General features: G+C 50.1%; 14 protein-coding genes and 1 pseudogene. 12 read left to right on the top strand and 3 right to left on the bottom strand.

Going from position 1 to position 17,650, the window contains the following annotated elements:
* Nucleotides 1–200 precede the first annotated feature (200 nt).
* A complete protein-coding gene (gene rpe / locus Q0X97_RS01115) occupies nt 201–884 on the bottom strand; it encodes a ribulose-phosphate 3-epimerase (protein ID WP_367881722.1) in 684 nt (227 codons plus the stop codon).
* Between the two features lie 201 nt (nt 885–1,085).
* Between rpe and Q0X97_RS01110 the strand changes: the two genes are divergently transcribed.
* The 8 genes and pseudogenes from Q0X97_RS01110 (at nt 1,086) to rarD (ending at nt 11,286) form a co-directional block, all read left to right on the top strand.
* Nucleotides 1,086–1,517, top strand: a complete 432-nt coding sequence (locus tag Q0X97_RS01110) for a Spy/CpxP family protein refolding chaperone (protein WP_302065424.1) — start codon at nt 1,086–1,088, stop codon at nt 1,515–1,517.
* 133 nt (nt 1,518–1,650) lie between these two features.
* Nucleotides 1,651–3,126, top strand: a complete 1,476-nt coding sequence (trpE, locus tag Q0X97_RS01105; RefSeq protein WP_302065423.1) for an anthranilate synthase component I — start codon at nt 1,651–1,653, stop codon at nt 3,124–3,126.
* 115 nt (nt 3,127–3,241) lie between these two features.
* Nucleotides 3,242–3,880, top strand: a complete 639-nt coding sequence (locus Q0X97_RS01100; RefSeq protein ID WP_302067654.1) for an abortive infection system antitoxin AbiGi family protein — start codon at nt 3,242–3,244, stop codon at nt 3,878–3,880.
* Between the two features lie 45 nt (nt 3,881–3,925).
* On the top strand, nt 3,926–5,077 hold the full coding sequence (locus Q0X97_RS01095) for a 5-(carboxyamino)imidazole ribonucleotide synthase (RefSeq protein ID WP_302065421.1): 1,152 nt from the start codon (nt 3,926–3,928) through the stop codon (nt 5,075–5,077).
* A 204-nt stretch (nt 5,078–5,281) separates the two neighbouring features.
* On the top strand, nt 5,282–6,847 hold the full coding sequence (locus Q0X97_RS01090; protein ID WP_302065420.1) for a glycosyltransferase: 1,566 nt from the start codon (nt 5,282–5,284) through the stop codon (nt 6,845–6,847).
* A 91-nt stretch (nt 6,848–6,938) separates the two neighbouring features.
* Nucleotides 6,939–8,306 (top strand): murein hydrolase activator EnvC, encoded by a 1,368-nt coding sequence (locus Q0X97_RS01085; RefSeq protein ID WP_302067653.1) that lies wholly within the window; start codon nt 6,939–6,941, stop codon nt 8,304–8,306.
* A gap of 258 nt (nt 8,307–8,564) precedes the next feature.
* Nucleotides 8,565–10,019 (top strand): S41 family peptidase, encoded by a 1,455-nt coding sequence (locus Q0X97_RS01080; protein ID WP_302065418.1) that lies wholly within the window; start codon nt 8,565–8,567, stop codon nt 10,017–10,019.
* A 362-nt stretch (nt 10,020–10,381) separates the two neighbouring features.
* A pseudogene (gene rarD, locus Q0X97_RS01075) lies at nt 10,382–11,286 on the top strand (EamA family transporter RarD).
* A gap of 146 nt (nt 11,287–11,432) precedes the next feature.
* Here rarD and bfr (Q0X97_RS01070) read toward each other — a convergent pair.
* Nucleotides 11,433–11,906, bottom strand: a complete 474-nt coding sequence (gene bfr, locus Q0X97_RS01070; RefSeq protein ID WP_085389663.1) for a bacterioferritin — start codon at nt 11,904–11,906, stop codon at nt 11,433–11,435.
* Between the two features lie 26 nt (nt 11,907–11,932).
* Nucleotides 11,933–12,397, bottom strand: coding sequence for a bacterioferritin (bfr, locus tag Q0X97_RS01065; RefSeq protein ID WP_302065417.1), 465 nt, complete (start codon nt 12,395–12,397; stop codon nt 11,933–11,935).
* Nucleotides 12,398–12,779: 382 nt separating this feature from the next.
* Between bfr (Q0X97_RS01065) and typA the strand changes: the two genes are divergently transcribed.
* The 4 genes from typA to Q0X97_RS01045 all read left to right on the top strand — a co-directional run bounded on the left by typA (nt 12,780) and on the right by Q0X97_RS01045 (nt 17,648).
* Nucleotides 12,780–14,591, top strand: coding sequence for a translational GTPase TypA (gene typA, locus Q0X97_RS01060; RefSeq protein WP_302065416.1), 1,812 nt, complete (start codon nt 12,780–12,782; stop codon nt 14,589–14,591).
* Between the two features lie 578 nt (nt 14,592–15,169).
* On the top strand, nt 15,170–15,976 hold the full coding sequence (locus tag Q0X97_RS01055; RefSeq protein WP_302065415.1) for a DUF4198 domain-containing protein: 807 nt from the start codon (nt 15,170–15,172) through the stop codon (nt 15,974–15,976).
* A gap of 64 nt (nt 15,977–16,040) precedes the next feature.
* The gene (gene corA, locus Q0X97_RS01050; RefSeq protein ID WP_302065414.1) at nt 16,041–17,105 is read left to right on the top strand and encodes a magnesium/cobalt transporter CorA; all 1,065 of its coding nucleotides are present in this window, start codon (nt 16,041–16,043) and stop codon (nt 17,103–17,105) included.
* 51 nt (nt 17,106–17,156) lie between these two features.
* Nucleotides 17,157–17,648, top strand: a complete 492-nt coding sequence (locus tag Q0X97_RS01045) for an acyl-CoA thioesterase (protein WP_302065413.1) — start codon at nt 17,157–17,159, stop codon at nt 17,646–17,648.
* The last annotated feature ends 2 nt before the right edge of the window (nt 17,649–17,650 follow it).

Raw genomic sequence — 17,650 nt, 5'->3', positions numbered from 1 at the left:
GGTGTTGCTGCGCCTTGTCGTACTACCTCTACCGCCTGCGGCTTGCTGCCTTGTATTAAAAATGTGTTGATTAACTATAACCCCCCGATTTTAATATTCCGCAGCATTGGTTTGCCCCGCTTTCCCGTATAGGCTTTCAAGAATAGAAACAGGCCGTCTGAAATGTTTTCAGACGGCCTTTTGATAAATTGCCTGCCTTACTATACGGCTACTTTAGCCAATTCCGCACGCATCTCGTCGATAACGGCTTTGTAATCGGGCTTCCCGAAAATCGCCGAGCCGGCCACAAACGTATCCGCACCCGCCGCCGCCACTTTGGCGATGTTGTCCGTTTTGATGCCGCCGTCCACTTCCAAGGCGATTCTGCGGCCGCTCTCGCTTTCGTACATATCGAGCAAATCGCGCACTTGGCGAATTTTTACTAAAGTTTGCGGAATAAAACTCTGTCCGCCGAACCCCGGGTTTACCGACATCAGCAACACCATATCCAGTTTATCCAGTACATTTTCCAACACATAAACCGGTGTGGCGGGATTCAACACCAATCCGGCCTGACAACCCGCTTCCTTAATCAAACCCAAACTGCGGTCCACATGACGGCTCGCTTCAGGATGGAAAGTGATGATGTCCGCACCCGCCTGAGAAAACGAACGGATTAAATCATCCACCGGCTCCACCATCAAGTGCACATCCACGGGCACGGTGGCATAAGGCTTCAACGCGGCACACACCATCGGCCCGAAAGTAAGATTGGGCACATAATGGTTATCCATCACATCAAAATGGATCAAATCCGCACCGGCTTCGATAACGGCCGATACTTCTTTACCCAAACAAGCAAAATCAGCAGACAGGATACTGGGGGCAATACGGTATTTTTGCACGATTAATTACTCTCCTTAGTAATCTTCTTTCAAATGGCTGTTATGCACATATTCCCACAAAACCGAATATAATCAACAGCTCATATGCAAAAATTTTCAAAAAATTGCATTGTCATTAACGAAAGTTAACTACGATTATACCGCGTTTCACATACATATCCGCTATATTTTGCGATGTTACAAAATTGGGAAAACAATAATATGCTTATCGCTTTCAAACTGGGTCGGGTTACGCAATCAGTTACCATCGGCCTTTTTATCCTATGCACAAGCCAAACACAAGCCATGCAACTCACTTCACAGCTCGACGATTTCCACCCCAACTGCGACGTACGTCCGCTCGGCCTTTCCGACGCACAAAACAACGAATTGCGCAATCTCAGAAAAGAATACAAAAAAGCGCGTGATAAAGCTGCCCGCAAAGCCGACCGCATAAATAAAAACCGTCGCCGCAACATTATCAAAATTTTATCCGAAGATAAATTCGATACCGAAAACGCCCGCGACTATGTCGAAAACCGCTACACTTTCAGCATGGATTTCGCCGTAGACGAATTGGCCATTCAGCACCGTTTCTATAAACTGCTCAGCCCGCAACAACGTTTATTGTGGTTGAACTCCTGTCTGAAATAAAATTTCACCTTAGTCATGTTGTTATCCAACAAGGCCGTCTGAAAACCATTTCAGACGGCCTTTCAACACCCCAAATATACCTGAAACTGTTATACTTATCTGCATTTTCCACCCACCTCAGGCCGTCTGAAACATGATTACCAAACAAGAATACCAGGCCCAAGCCGCCGCAGGTTACAACCGCATTCCGCTGGTTCAAGAGCTGCTGGCCGACCTCGACACCCCGCTTTCCCTCTACCTCAAACTCGCCAACCAGCCCTACACCTACTTGCTCGAATCCGTGGTCGGCGGCGAACGCTTCGGGCGGTATTCTTTCATTGGCCTGCCCTGCCGCACCTATCTGAAAACATCGGGCAAACACGTCGATGTGTATCAAGACGGCCAAATCATCGAACAATACGAAGGCAACCCGCTGCATTTTATCGAAACCTTCCACCAACGTTTCAAAACACCCGAAATCCCCGGCCTGCCCCGCTTTACCGGCGGCTTGGTCGGCTACTTCGGCTACGAAACCATCTATCATTTCGAGCACTTCGCCCACCGCTTCCAAAACAGCAATAAACCCGACACCATCGGCACGCCCGACATCCTGCTGATGCTCTCGCAAGAACTCGCCGTCGTCGACAACCTCAGCGGCAAAATCTACCTTATCGTCTATGCTGACCCCGCCGTTTCAGACGGCTACGAACAAGCCCGCGAACGGCTGGAAGACCTGCGCACCCGCCTGCGCCAAAGCTGCGCCATTCCCCTTTCGCTCGGCAGCTCCAAAACCGAACCGGAACACGAAACCGGCGAAGCGCGCTACAAAGAATATGTGCGCAAAATCCGCGAATACATTCTCGACGGCGACTGCATGCAAGTCGTGCCCAGCCAGCGCATGAAGCAAAAGTTTACCGACAACCCGCTCAGCCTCTACCGCGCCCTGCGCACGCTCAACCCCTCGCCTTATATGTTTTACTACGACTTCGGCGACTTCCACGTTGTCGGCTCGTCTCCCGAAATCCTCGTACGCCGCGAACGCGACAACATCATCGTCCGCCCCATCGCCGGCACCCGCCTGCGCGGCAAAACCCCCGCCGAAGATTTGGCCAACGAACAAGATTTGCTCAATGACGCCAAAGAAATCGCCGAACATGTGATGCTGATTGATTTAGGCAGAAACGACGTCGGCCGCGTCAGCGAAACCGGCGAAGTCAAAGTAACCGACAAAATGGTCATCGAACGCTATTCGCACGTGATGCACATCGTTTCCAACGTAGAAGGCCGTCTGAAAAACAATATCGACAACATGCAGATACTCGCCGCCACCTTCCCCGCCGGCACCCTGTCCGGTGCTCCCAAAGTGCGCGCGCTCGAAATCATCGAAGAACTCGAACCCAACAAACGCTGCATCTACGGCGGCGCCGTCGGCTGCTGGAGCTTCAACAACGACATGGACTTAGCCATCGCCATCCGCACCGCCGTGATTAAAGACCAAACGCTGTATGTACAAAGCGGCGGCGGCATCGTGGCCGATTCCGACGAAGAAGCCGAATGGCAGGAAACCCAAAACAAAGCCCGCGCGGTATTGCGGGCGGCACAGATGGTACAGGAAGGGTTGGATAAGTGAGGCCGTCTAAAAGGCTTATTTACTGCATGAAAATATAATTGATAGGTATGCTGATCTCAAGCTCCAACATATTTATCATATAATATTTTGCTTTCAAAAAGGAATATCTATAAAGATGATAAGAAACCGCCCTGATTTTTCAAATTATCTCGCACACTTTACGACGGATAGAAAACCTTGTAGCCAAGCAAAAAATAATGCAACTGCCCATGTTGTAAAGATGAGTGCGCAAGAGAGGCTAATTAATATATTAAGAACAAAAAAGATTTTAGCCTCCAGATTACCATGGAACTCAAGAGATGCAGTTTGCCTCACAGAATGTCCGTGGGAAAGCTTACTCGATCACGCTAAAAGATATTCATCTTATGGTATTGGTTTTAACAAACCTTTTGTCTTTGGAGCGGGTGGAGGCCCCGCTTATTATGTTCGAGCAGACCACTATCAAAACCAAAAATGGGACGATAATGTTCACACATTTGTTACCCCCTTTTGGCCCGCGTACCGGCCTCAAAAACTCAAAAATAACCAAATTTTAAATAATAAAAATATTGACTATTCTCATGAAAGAGAATGGAGGGTTCCCCATGATCTTGCTTTTGAGTACGACCATATCGAATTTATTATTTTGAATACATACGAAGATATGGCTAAATTCCCAAAAGATTTAAAAGACGATATCGGTAGAAATAAATTTTTATTAATGGATAATTATAGGCAAATAGGAAAAATTTGGCCTACGTACACCTCAAGCTAACAATCTTAAGCAATTAATAATAAACATTTAGATTGATCAAAAAACATGCAAAACACTCCCATCCTCCCCCCCGCCAACCTCGGCATTCTCGGCGGCGGCCAGCTCGGCCGTATGTTTGCCGTCGCCGCCCAAACCATGGGCTACCGCGTTACCGTACTCGACCCCGACCCCAACGCCCCTGCCGCCGCCGTTGCCGACCGCCATTTATGCGCCTCTTTCGACGACAAAGCCGCCTTAAACGAGCTGGCTGAATGCGCCGCCGTTACCACAGAATTTGAAAACGTCAACGCCGATGCCATGCGTTTTTTGGCACAACATACCGTGGTTTCGCCCGGCGGCGACTGCGTGGCCATCGCACAAAACCGCATTCAGGAAAAAGCATGGATTCAAAAAGCCGGCCTGCAAACCGCGCCTTATCAGGCCGTCTGCACACCTGAAGACATCACCGAAGCCAGCGCTGCCTTTCTGCCCGGCATCCTCAAAACCGCCACATTGGGCTACGACGGCAAAGGCCAAATACGCGTCAAAACTTTGGACGAACTGAAAACCGCATTTGCCGAACACGGCGGCGTAGCATGCGTATTGGAAAAAATGGTGGACTTACGCGGCGAAATTTCCGTAATCGTATGCCGTCTGAACAGCGACAACATGCAAACCTTCGACCCCGCCGAAAACATCCACGAAAACGGCATTCTCGCCTACTCCATCGTACCCGCCCGCTTAAGCGCGGATGTTCAGCAGCAGGCGCAACAGATGGCACGCCGCTTGGCAGACGAACTGGATTACGTCGGCGTATTGGCCGTGGAAATGTTTGTGGTCGGCGACACGCACGAATTGATTGTCAACGAAATCGCCCCGCGCCCGCACAACAGCGGCCACCACACCCTTGATGCCTGCGCCGCCGACCAATTCCAGCAGCAAGTACGCATCATGTGCGGCCTGCCGCCCGCCGACACCCGTTTATTGTCAAGCTGCTGCATGGCCAATATTCTGGGCGACGTGTGGGGCGAAAACGGCAGCGAACCCAACTGGCTGCCGCTGCAAAACCACACCCGCGCACATTTACATCTATACGGCAAAAAATCCGCCCGCGCCGGCAGAAAAATGGGACATTTCACCGTATTGTCCCCAAATGCGGACGAAGCGTTTGAAACAGCGCAATCCCTACACGGCAGTTTGTCGGTATCAACCCAATAAACCGCCATACCGATACAGGCCGTCTGAAAAATAATGTTCAGACGGCCTGATTCTTTTGCCAAAACTGCGAAAATATCGGAAACTCAGCGTTTTCCGAAAAGCCGCCGGGCAAACCGTGCTACCATGCTTTTCAGACGGCCTCACCCCATGCCCCGATATGACCCGCGCCGTTTTTTCAGACGGCCTCCCGTACCCTAACCGTTTATGCAAACACACAAAATCCCCGCCAGCGCAGCCATGCTGGTTAAAAATTCCGAACGCTATCTTAAAGAAGTGCTGACCGCGCTGGCCGACTTCGACGAAGTGCTGCTGCTCGACAACGGCTCCACCGACAGCACGCTTGAAATTGCCGCCCGCTTCGATAACGTGCGCGTGTGCAAACACGAGTTTATCGGCTTCGGCCCGATGAAAAACCTCGCCGCGTCGTTGGCCAAACACAATTGGATTTTCAGCATCGACAGCGACGAAGTACCCGATGCCGAGCTGGTTAGAAGTATCCGCGATGCCGTGGAACACGACGACCCGCAAACCGTGTACACCTTGTCGCGATTAAACCATTACAACGGCCGCTTAATCCAAGGCTGCGGCTGGTATCCCGACATTCTGCCGCGTCTGTATCAGCGCAACTATATTCAGTTTTCAGACCGCAAAGTACACGAATCTTTGGTGCTGCCGCCCAAAACCAACGTCCGCTCCCTCAAAGGCCATCTGAAACATTATTCGTTTCAAAACGCCGAAGGGCTGATTCAAAAAATGCAGCAATACAGCACGCTTTATGCCGAAGAAAACCGCTACAAAAAAGATTCCTCGCCGTTTAAAGCACTCTGGCACGGCGCGGCATCGTTTATCAAAAACTACCTGCTCAAAAAAGGCTTTCTCTACGGTTCGGACGGCCTGATTATTTCCGCCGCCAATGCGCAAGGTTCGTACTACAAATACGTTAAGCTCTACGAACACAACCGCAACATGAGCGTGTCGCTGATCATCACCACCTACAACCGCCCCGACGCGCTGGCTTTAGTGTTGAAATCGGCATTGGCGCAAACCCGCCTGCCGCAGGAAATCATCATCGCCGACGACGGCTCGGACAGACGCACCACCGAAGTGGTCGGCAAATTCACCCAAGCCAGCCCCGTGCCGGTCAAACACACTTGGCAGAAAGACGACGGCTTCCGCGCCGCCGAATCACGCAACCGCGCCATCGCCGCCGCCACTTCGGATTACCTGATTATTATCGACGGCGATATGGTGCTCGATCCGTCGTTTATCGCCGACCATATTGCCATCGCCAAAAAAGGCCGTCTGATTCAAGGCTCGCGCGTGATTCTCACCAAAGCGCGCACCGACGACATTCTCAGCCACCCCAATCTGCCGCTGCCCGACCTTTCGTTTACCGCCAACGGCATCGAAAAACGCCTCTCTGCCCTGCGCCTGACCAAGCTTGCCAAGCTAATCGGCAAACGCGGCAACTGCAAACACAAAGGCATCAAAAGCTGCAACATGGGCTTTTTCCGTGAAGACGTACTGGCGGTAAACGGCTTCAACAACGAATTTGTCGGTTGGGGGCGAGAAGACAGCGAGTTTGTCGCCCGCTGCTACCATAGCGGCATGAAGCGGCACAATCTGAAATTTGCCGGCATCGCCTACCATCTGTGGCATAACGAAGCCGAACGCGCCGCCCTGCCGCGCAACGATGCTTTGCTCAAAGCCACGTTGAATGAAAAGAAAACCCGCTGCGAACGGGGCGTGAACGAATTTCTGGAAAGCTAAACAAACCATAGAAAGCAGGCTTCGTTCTGATTTTCAGACGGCCTGCCTATCCGCTATAATTGCGCCCGTATAACCTTTGCAAACAACCGCCATGCCGTTCAAATACCTGCTGCCAGCCGCCCTGCTCTGCCTTTCCGTTCCGGCCGTCGCCACGCCCGAACTGCCCCCTGCCACCGCCGCAGAAGCCACGGGAGATTTAAAAGAAATCCGCGAAGCCATTAGCGCCGCCCAAACCGACCTGAAGCAGAAACAGGCCGCCCAACGCAGCGCCCGCGCCGCTCTCGAACGTACCCGCGCCGCACTTGCCAAAGCACAGAAAGAGCTTGCCGCCATCAATAAGCAGCAACGCACCGCATGGGAAAAACTGCAAACCCTCCAAAACGAATTAGGCCGTCTGAAAACCGAAATAACCGGTACCAAAGCCCAAGTGGCACGGCTATTGGCGGGGCATTACAAAAACCGCCAACCCAACGTCGTAGTGTTGTTTTTAAAAAATGCCGAACCCGGTCAAAAAGCCCGTTATCTGCAATACAGCCGCTACATCAATCAAGCCAACGAAAAAGTTATCGGCGATTTAGCCAAACAGCAAACCGAATTGGAACAACAAGAAGCCGCCATTGATGCGGAATTGGCACGTTTGAACAAAATCAAAGCGCAAAAACAGGCGACACTGAACAAACTCGGCCGTGCCAATTCAGAAGCACAAACCGAAAGCAGCCGGCTTTCCTCCCAAATCGACGGACAAACCAAACGCATTGCCAACCTGCGTGAAAACGAACAACGCCTGAACAAACTGTTGGCCGACATCGCCAAACGCAATGCCGAAAAACGCCGGAAAGAAGCGGCGGCCCGCAAAAAAGCAGCCGAAGAGCGCATTGCCGCAGCCGAAAAAGCCCGTGCCGAACGAGCGAAAAAAGGCAAAACAGCGAAAAAAGACGACAAACCCGCCGATAAAAAATCCACTCCAACCGCTAAAGCACCTTCGAAAAGTACGGCCTCTAAAACACCGCGCTCCACCCTCACCGCCGAAGACCGCGCTTTGCAGGCTCCCGCCGAAACCGTCGAAAACCAATACGGCTTCAGCCGCATGCAAGGCCGCCTGCGCCGCCCTGTCGGCGGCAGTATCGGCGGGCGTTTCGGTCAACCGCGCCCGGGCGGCGGCACATGGAAAGGCGTGTTTTTCTCCACCGGTAATGCACCGGTTCAAAGCATTGCAGCGGGTACCGTGGCCTATGCCGGCCCGTTGAACAGCTACGGCAACATGGTGGTGCTCGACCACGGCGACGGCTATGTAAGCATTTATTCAGGCTTGAGCGGCATCTCCGTTTCCGGTGGCAGCAGCGTTACCGCAGGGCGCACCATCGGCACCAGCGGCAGCCTGCCTTCGGGCGAGCAAGGGCTGTATTTGGAAATCCGCTACCGCAGCCAACCGATGAATCCGCTCTCATGGGTGCGTTAACCTTGTTTTCAGACAGCCTCTTTCCATATATTGAGGCCGTCTGAAAAATCATCTGCATATGCCTGATGTATATCGACTATTTCAGATTTCTTGTTTGAGGAAATCGGAAAAACGTATGAAAACCGTTACAAAATCCAACTGAATTAGCATTTTTTTACCCCTATACGGTTGCCCGTATCAAATAAATCACATAAAGTTTACCAATTATCCGGACAGGCCATCTGAAAGCCTGAAAAAGACGAAAGAGAAAGCAAAACGATGTCTAAATCCACTTTGAAAAAAGTAGCCCTTTACACACTCGGCGCATTCAGCGGAGTGGCACTAAGCCTGAGCGTACAAAGCTATGCCGCCAACAAAGACAAAGCAGAAGCCCTGCCCGTGCAATCCATCCGCACCATGGCGGAAGTGTACGGCCAGATCAAAGCCAATTATTACCAAGACAAATCCGACGACAAATTGATCGAAGGGGCCATGAAAGGCATGGTTGCCGGCCTTGATCCGCATTCCGAATACATGACCAAAAAAGACTACGCCGACTTGAAAGAATCCACCAGCGGCGAATTCGGCGGTTTAGGTATGGAAGTAGGTTCGGAAGACGGCTTTGTTAAAGTAGTCGCACCGATTGAAGACACACCGGCCGAACGCGCCGGTGTAAAAAGCGGCGATTTCATCGTGAAAATCAACGGTGTTTCCACCCGCGGCATGACCGTTAACGAAGCCGTGAAAAAAATGCGCGGCAAACCCGGCACCGATATAGTGCTTACCCTTTCGCGTAAAGATGCCACCAAGCCGATTACCGTCAAAATTACCCGTGCCATCATCAAAGTAAGAAGTGTGCGCCATCATCTGCTTGAGCCCGGCTACGGCTATATCCGCATCAGTCAGTTCCAAGAGCGTACCGTTGCCGCATTAAACGAATCGGCCAAAGCATTGAACAAACAAAACAAAGCCCCGCTCAAAGGTTTGGTGCTTGACCTGCGGGACGATCCCGGCGGCTTGCTAAACGGCGCGGTTGGCGTATCCGCCGCCTTCCTGCCTGCCGAAGCCACCGTAGTCAGCACCAAAGGCCGCGACGGTAGGGGCGGCATGAGTCTGAAAGCCGTTCCGGAAGACTACATGCTCACTACCGGCAAAGATCCGCTTCACGACCTGCCCGCCGAATTGAAATCCGTTCCGGTTACCGTGCTGATCAACTCAGGTTCCGCCTCCGCTTCCGAAATCGTGGCCGGAGCCTTGCAAGATCACCGCCGTGCCGTCATAGTCGGCACACAAAGTTTCGGTAAAGGTTCGGTACAAACCGTATTGCCTCTTTCCAACGGCAGCGCCATCAAATTGACGACCGCACTGTATTACACGCCGAAAGACCGCTCAATCCAAGCACAAGGTATTGTTCCCGATGTGGAAATAAAAGATAAAAACCGCCTGTTTGAAAGCCGCGAAGCCGATCTGCTCGGCCATATCGGCAACCCGTTCGGCGGTGAAGAAGTAAACGGCAAGGACTATGTACCGTCCGAACCGGAACCTGCTCCGAAAGCCAAAGGCAAAAAAGATAAAAAAGACGAAGATATTTCTTCGCGCCGCATCCCCAATCCAGCCAAAGACGACCAACTGAAAAAAGCCTTGGATTTGATAAAATCACCCGCTCAATGGCAAAAATCTCTTGGGCTAGCCGCTAAAAAACCGGCACCGAAAAAAGAGAAAAGCAGCGAATAATCATTGAGTAAACTCAAGAGGCCGTCTGAAAAACTTTTCAGACGGCCTCTAGTTATTTGCGACGCCCAAAACAAAAAAACGCCCTCTCTTTTTTCAGACGGCCTCCGTAATTGTTGTACAACCAACACCAATGCTTTCCGATACAGCGAATAACCTATCTTTGACACAAGGCGGCAAGCGGCAGACCGTACAAATAGCACATCAGCGCCGCCGCAGAAATAAATTTTATTTGCCATATGCCAAACAAGACAAGAATCTTCTATCCTTCAAAGAGTTATTTCTTTTTACCGAAACCTATAACACCATAGAATTATCCTGCCCATCCGCTATACAATAATATCTTAACAAATCGAAATACCATTATGAGTGAAACACAAAAAGGCGTACTCGCTGCCTTGCTATCCAACATCTTATTCGGCGTATTGTACCTTTACGGCCGCTGGATGGAACCGATGGGCGGCACGGAAGTTTTTGCATGGCGTATGGTCAGCATGCTGCTCATACTTTGGCTGACTCTACTGCTTACCCGTAGCCTGCACAGCGTTTTTGCTTACATCAAACAGATTGGAAAAAATCGGAAACAATGGCTTATATCATCTTGCCCACTCCTATTTTAGCCAGCCAGTTGAGGCTGTTTATGTGGGGCCCCGTCAATGGTTACGGGGTAGACATCGCAATGGGCTATTTTTTATTTCCACTGATGATGGTTTTGTGCGGGCGCATGTTTTTATCCGAATACGTTAACCGCCTGCAATGGCTCGCCGTAGGTTTGGCGGCTCTCGGCGTGGCACATGAATTGTGGCAAACCCATGCTTTTTCGTGGGCTACTCTATGGGTTTTGGGTACTTACCCGATTTACTACCTTCTCCGCCGCATCATGCAGGTACCGGTACTGACCGGATTATTGATAGACTTAACTCTGATTTCTCCTATTGCCGTTATTTACCTTTTGTTGCAACCGCACAGTTTGCAAATTTGGGCGGAACCGTCTAAATACTGGCTGCTGATTCCTCTGCTCGGTATCGTCAGTGCCGCAGGCATGCAGCTTAATCTGCAAGCCAGTCGGATCCTGCCTGTAACCCTGTTCGGTATGTTGAGTTATCTCGAGCCCGTATTGTTATTTATGCTTGCCGTATTGGTACTCCAAACACCGGTTTCCACGCAATCTTTAACCACTTATGGTTTGATTTGGTGCGGACTCGGGCTGAGCTTGCTGGACGGTTGGTTGAAAATGCGTAAAAAGTCGCAATCCGTAGCTCCGGTGTAAACTAAAGCCGGCAGGCAATCCGAATAAATCAAGCACCCCAATCGTGGCAAATACTTTTCAAATATAAGAAAACGGCATGCTGAAATCGCATGCCGTTTTATTTTCAGGTGCTCAAAAGAACTGCTATATTGGCAGTAGTTTGTGTTTTAGTCCTCTTGCGCCCCGGTTTGCAGATAATTGGCCAAACCGATATTGGTAACCAATTCTTGTTGGGTTTCCAGCCAATCGATATGCTCTTCATTGGTATCTTTTTGTTTTTCCAACAAATCGCGGCTTACATAATCTTGTTTTTCTTCGCACAATGCAATTGCTGCAATAAGTGCATCATGCTTTTCCTGCTCTTTAGCCAAATCACATTTGATGATTTCTTCAGTGCTTTCGCCAATCAGCAATTTTCCCAAATCTTGCAGATTAGGCAAACCTTCAAGCAGTAAAATACGTTCGATCAAATCATCGGCGGCTTTCATTTCTACGATAGACTGTTTATAGAAATGTTCGCCTAATTCTTCAAAGCCCCAGTTTTTCAAAATGCGGGCATGTAAGAAGTATTGGTTGATGGTTACCAGCAACAGGCCGAGGTTTTTGTTTAACTCGCGAATAACCAAGCGATCGCCTTGCATAACAAACTCCTTGTTTATTCAATTGGTTATAATTGGCTTTGCAGATAATTTTGCATACCTACCAATTCAATCAAGCGAAGCTGTTGCTCCAGCCAATGTGCGTGATCTTCTTCAGTATCTTTCAACTGGCCCACCAATAACTCACGGGTAACGTAATCCTGCTTTTCTTCGCACAATTTGATGCCGCGTTTGAGGGCTTCACGCACTTCCAATTCCGTATTCAAATCGGCTTTCAGCATAGAAACCACATCGCACCCCACATTGATTTGTGCAGGCACCATTTTAGGAGTGCCACCCAGCATCAAGATGCGGCGGATAAATGCTTCCGCATGCAGCGTTTCATCTTCCATCTCGTGGCCGATACGCTCAAACAGTTTGTTATAACCCCATTCCGCATACATGCGCGAATGGATGAAATATTGGTCACGGGCCGCCAGCTCGCCTGCCAGCAACTCGTTCATATAATCGATAACGGCCTTATCGCCTTTCATGATGTGTCCTTTCAAAAGTGTATGTTGTTTTCAGCGGTTTCTTACTTAAATTCAATTTTTATAAATTGTAACAACAAATCTGAAGGATTTTAAATTTTCTATTTAAAATACAAACAATTATCAACAACAATACAGGTTTAAAGAATAAGCTGCATTGAAGTTAGCATCTTGTTTATTAAACATTTATTCTAAAATTTGATTGATATTTAAAAACGATAATACACAACCATTCCAACATTTATTTACATTATTTAACTGTTTGAAATTGTCCACTAACCATAAAACCCTCCCTTGGATACCTTTAAGTATGCAAGAAAGTGATAAAAAAACCATGTTATAATGCATAGTTATTTTTATTTTATTCCTCTCTCAAAGAACAATCATGAAGCAAATCCGCAATATCGCCATCATCGCACACGTCGACCACGGCAAAACCACCTTGGTAGACCAGCTCCTGCGCCAATCCGGCACCTTCCGCGCCAACCAACAGGTTGACGAACGCGTGATGGACAGCAACGACATCGAAAAAGAACGCGGCATCACCATTCTTGCCAAAAATACCGCCATCGAATACGAAGGCTACCACATCAACATCGTCGATACGCCCGGACACGCCGACTTCGGCGGCGAAGTAGAACGCGTATTGGGCATGGTCGATTGCGTGGTTTTGCTGGTGGACGCTCAAGAAGGCCCGATGCCGCAAACCCGTTTCGTTACCAAAAAAGCATTGGCATTAGGCTTGCGCCCGATTGTGGTCATCAACAAAATCGACAAACCGAGCGCGCGCCCGAGCTGGGTGATTGACCAAACTTTCGAGCTGTTCGACAGCCTCGGCGCCACCGACGAACAATTGGATTTCCCCATCGTTTACGCTTCGGGCTTGAGCGGTTTCGCCAAGTTGGAAGAAGAAGACGAAAGCCAAGACATGCGCCCGTTGTTCGACACCATTCTCAAACACACCCCGCCCCCCAGCGGCAGCGCAGACGAAACCCTGCAACTGCAAATTTCCCAACTCGACTACGACAACTACACCGGCCGCTTGGGTATCGGCCGCATCTTGAACGGCCGCATCAAACCCGGCCAAGTGGTTGCCGTGATGAACCACGAAAAACAAGTCGCACAAGGCCGCATCAACCAACTTTTAGGCTTCAAAGGCTTGGAACGCGTGCCTTTGGAAGAAGCGGAAGCCGGCGATATCGTGATTATTTCCGGTATTGAAGACATCGGCATCGGCGTAACCATCACCGATAAAGACAATCCCAAAGGCCTGCCCATGTTGAGCGTGGACGAGCCGACCTTAACCATGGACTTCATGGTGAACACCTCTCCGCTGGCCGGCACCGAAGGCAAATTCGTTACCTCGCGCCAAATCCGCGACCGCCTGCAAAAAGAATTGCTGACCAACGTCGCCCTGCGCGTGGAAGACACCGAAGATGCCGACATTTTCCGCGTATCCGGCCGCGGCGAACTGCACTTGACCATTCTGTTGGAAAACATGCGCCGCGAAGGTTACGAATTGGCAGTAGGCAAACCGCGCGTGGTTTACCGCGAAATCGACGGCCAAAAATGCGAGCCGTATGAAAACCTTACCGTTGACGTACCCGACGACAACCAAGGCGCGGTAATGGAAGAGCTTGGCCGCCGCCGTGGCGAATTAACCAATATGGAAAGCGACGGCAACGGACGCACCCGTTTGGAATACCACATTCCCGCCCGCGGCCTGATCGGTTTCCAAGGCGAATTCATGACCTTAACCCGCGGTGTCGGCTTGATGAGCCACGTTTTCGACGATTACGCACCGGTGAAACCCGATATGCCCGGCCGCCACAACGGCGTGTTGATTTCCCAAGAGCAAGGCGAAGCGGTGGCTTACGCGTTGTGGAACTTGGAAGACCGCGGCCGTATGTTCGTATCGCCCGGCGAAAAACTCTACGAAGGCATGATTATCGGTATCCACAGCCGCGACAACGACTTGGTGGTTAACCCCTTAAAAGGTAAAAAACTCACCAACGTGCGCGCCAGCGGCACCGACGAAGCCGTGCGCCTGACCACGCCGATCAAGCTGACTTTGGAAAGCGCGGTTGAGTTTATCGACGACGACGAACTGGTGGAAATTACGCCGCAATCCATCCGCTTGCGCAAGCGTTACCTGCAAGAGCATGAACGCCGCAAACACTTCAAAAAATTAGACTGATTCCTTCATGTCTCAAAGGCCGTCTGAAAATAAGTTTTCAGACGGCCTTTTGTAATCGAGCCGTTTCATCCCCAAGCAACACGGCCAATATAAAGCAACAACATAAAAGCAGTACGAATGTAGCCAATAAAATTGACTTAACTACGGCATTGCCACCCCTTGGCTCAAAGAAAACGATTTTGTGAAATATTGAAATGGCAGGCAACAGAAGCGGTTCCGTAGCACTTGTACTTTTCTGCCGCTTACCGCCTTGTATCAAAAATAAGTTTATTTGCCATAGTGCGGAACCGTCTCCATTGCATTCCTAAGGCCTGCAAAATCATTCTCTTTCAACAAAGACATGGCACACCGTAACCGTTGTAGGCCAACCGGTTATATTTTAAATTTTCAGACGGCCTGATGCGTTCAACAAAATTTCTGAATTTAAAACAAACAACTAATCTCTTCTATAGCCGTTAAGCATATGATGCTTGAGGCCGTCTGAAATGTTTTCAGACGGCCTCAGTTCATTTTTAATATTTAATATTATATTATAACAATTCCTTCGATTTAAAGGTTTGCGACCAAGAGAGAAAAACATGAAAAAAACCACTTTATTAACATTGGCCGCCTTATTATGCGCCGCATCCGCCCACGCCCACCGCGTATGGGTGGAAACCGCCCACACACATGGAGGGGAAATTCTCAAAGCCGAGCTGGGCTACGGCGAATTTCCCGAAATGGAACCGATTGCCAAAGACCGTTTGCACATCTTCCGCAAGCCCATGCAACTGGTTACCGAAAAAGGCAAAGAAGACTTGATTCAGAAAGGAAAATTTAATTACCAATATCAAAGCAAAAAGCCGGTAAAAGACGGCAGTTATCTGGTTATTGCCGAATACCAGCCTACTTTCTGGTCGAAAAACAAAGCCGGCTGGAAACAGGCCAGCATGAAAGAAATGGTTGATGCCGATTATTGCGAGCAAACCAGAATGTATGGTAAAAACATCGTCAATGTCGGCCATGAAAGCGCCGACACCAAAATCATTACCCGTCCGGTAGGTCAAGGCTTGGAAATCGTGCCGTTAGATAATCCGGCCAACATTCACGTGGGCGACCGTTTTAAAGTGAAAGTGCTGTTTAACGGCGAGCCTTTACCCGATGCGGTGGTTACTGCTACATTCGACGGTTTCGACACCAGCGACCGCAGCAAAACGCACAAAGTGGAAGCGCAAGCGTTTTACGACAAAACCGGCGGCAACGGCATCGTAGAAGTGATTCCGTTGCGCCAAGGTTTCTGGAAAATCAATGTCAAGCACAAAACCGACTTTCCCGACCCAAAAGTCTGCCAAAAACTCGCCAGCTATACCACAATGACATTCCAAATCGGCCATCAGGCGCATTAACCCGCCGTAGTCCGCAGCGGATTGAAGTATCGGCGGGCGGCAGTTTGATTACCCAAAGGCCGTTATGCAAGAAACCTTATCTCCCCATCTGATACATAATGCCGATGAAACCGTGCCGCGTAGCGATATTGCCGGAGTACCGCCGCATGCCGTTCATCAGACTGTTTACTCCGCCGATACTTTCTTCCAAGCCGATTATCTTCCCGACGGCCATCCGCCGGTTTTCCGTCAACCTGAAAACGAAGAAACCAACTGGCTGCATTTCGTCGGCATTACCGATGCCGCGCTGCTGAAACATGCGCTTGCCCCATACGGCATTCATGATCTGGTGCTGGAAGACATTCTCAGCCGCAAGCAACGCCCTAAAATCGAAGATTACGGAAACTACATCTTCATTGCCGCCCGTGTTTATCAATATACGTCGGGCAAGCTGCAATCCGATCAGATTTATCTGATTATCGGCACGAATTTCGTCTTTACCTTCCAGCAACGGCCGCTCGGTTTGTTCAGCCCTACCCGCCGCCAGCTTCACGACAACCGCCACAACATCCGCAGCAGAGATGCCGCTTTTCTCGCCTATCGTTTTATCGACCGGATGATCGACGATTACTTCCTTACCCTCGACAAATACGATAACTTTGTTGAAAACATAGACAAAACCCTCTTCAGCGAAACCGCCGAAAACAAGATCATCCTCAGCCGCATCCACCGCCTCAAACGCGATGCCGTGCGGTTGCGGCGCACGCTGCAACCCTTGCGTGATGTGCTTTACCAACTGGCACACGGCGAATTTGCGATTTTTCGCGGCGAACCGCACCTCTATCTGCGCGACGTATACGACCACACCATGCAACTGATGGAATCTCTGGATGCCTCGCGCGATATGGTGTTGAGCATGATGGATATTTATCTGTCGTTTCAGTCCAACCGTCTCAACCGGCAAATGCGCGTGCTTACCGTAATCACCATTATTTTTATGCCGCTTACCGTGATTACCGGCATTTACGGCATGAATTTCGAGTATATGCCCGAACTGCGCTGGCACTACGGCTACTTTATGGTGCTCGGCCTGATGGCTTTGGTTATTATCGGCCTGTTAGTCTTTTTTTATCGCAGAAAATGGCTGTAAAGGTTATATTTCAGACAGCCTCCTATCTATCAACCTTTACAGAACAATCCAATGGACACATTAACCCACACCCAGCCCCAACACGAATTACAGATGACCGTATTGATGACACCCGATATGGCCAACTTCAACGGTAATGTTCACGGCGGCGATTTGCTCAAGCTGCTCGACCAAGTAGCCTATGCCTGCGCCAGCCGTTACAGCGGCCATTACTGCGTTACCCTCTCCGTAGACCAAGTAACCTTCAAAGAGCCGATTCACGTAGGCGAACTGGTTACATTCTTCGCCAGCATCAACCACGTCGGCCGTACTTCGATGGAAGTCGGCATCCGTGTCGAAGCCCAAAACATCCGTGCGCGCACCAGCCGCCACACCAACAGTTGTTACTTCACCATGGTTGCCATAGAAAACGGCAAACCCGTAGCCGTGCCGCCGCTGGAAATCGCCACCGAATTGCAGCGTTGCCGCTTTGAAGCCGCCGAACAGCGCAAATCCCTACGCTTGCAGGCAAACAAAAAAGCCGACTGCGGCCAATGCGGATAACC

This window comes from Neisseria sp. MVDL19-042950 (assembly GCF_030504625.1).
GTDB lineage: Bacteria > Pseudomonadota > Gammaproteobacteria > Burkholderiales > Neisseriaceae > Neisseria.
Note: the sequence above shows the minus strand (reverse complement) of the source record. Positions and strands in the feature narration are given on the sequence as shown.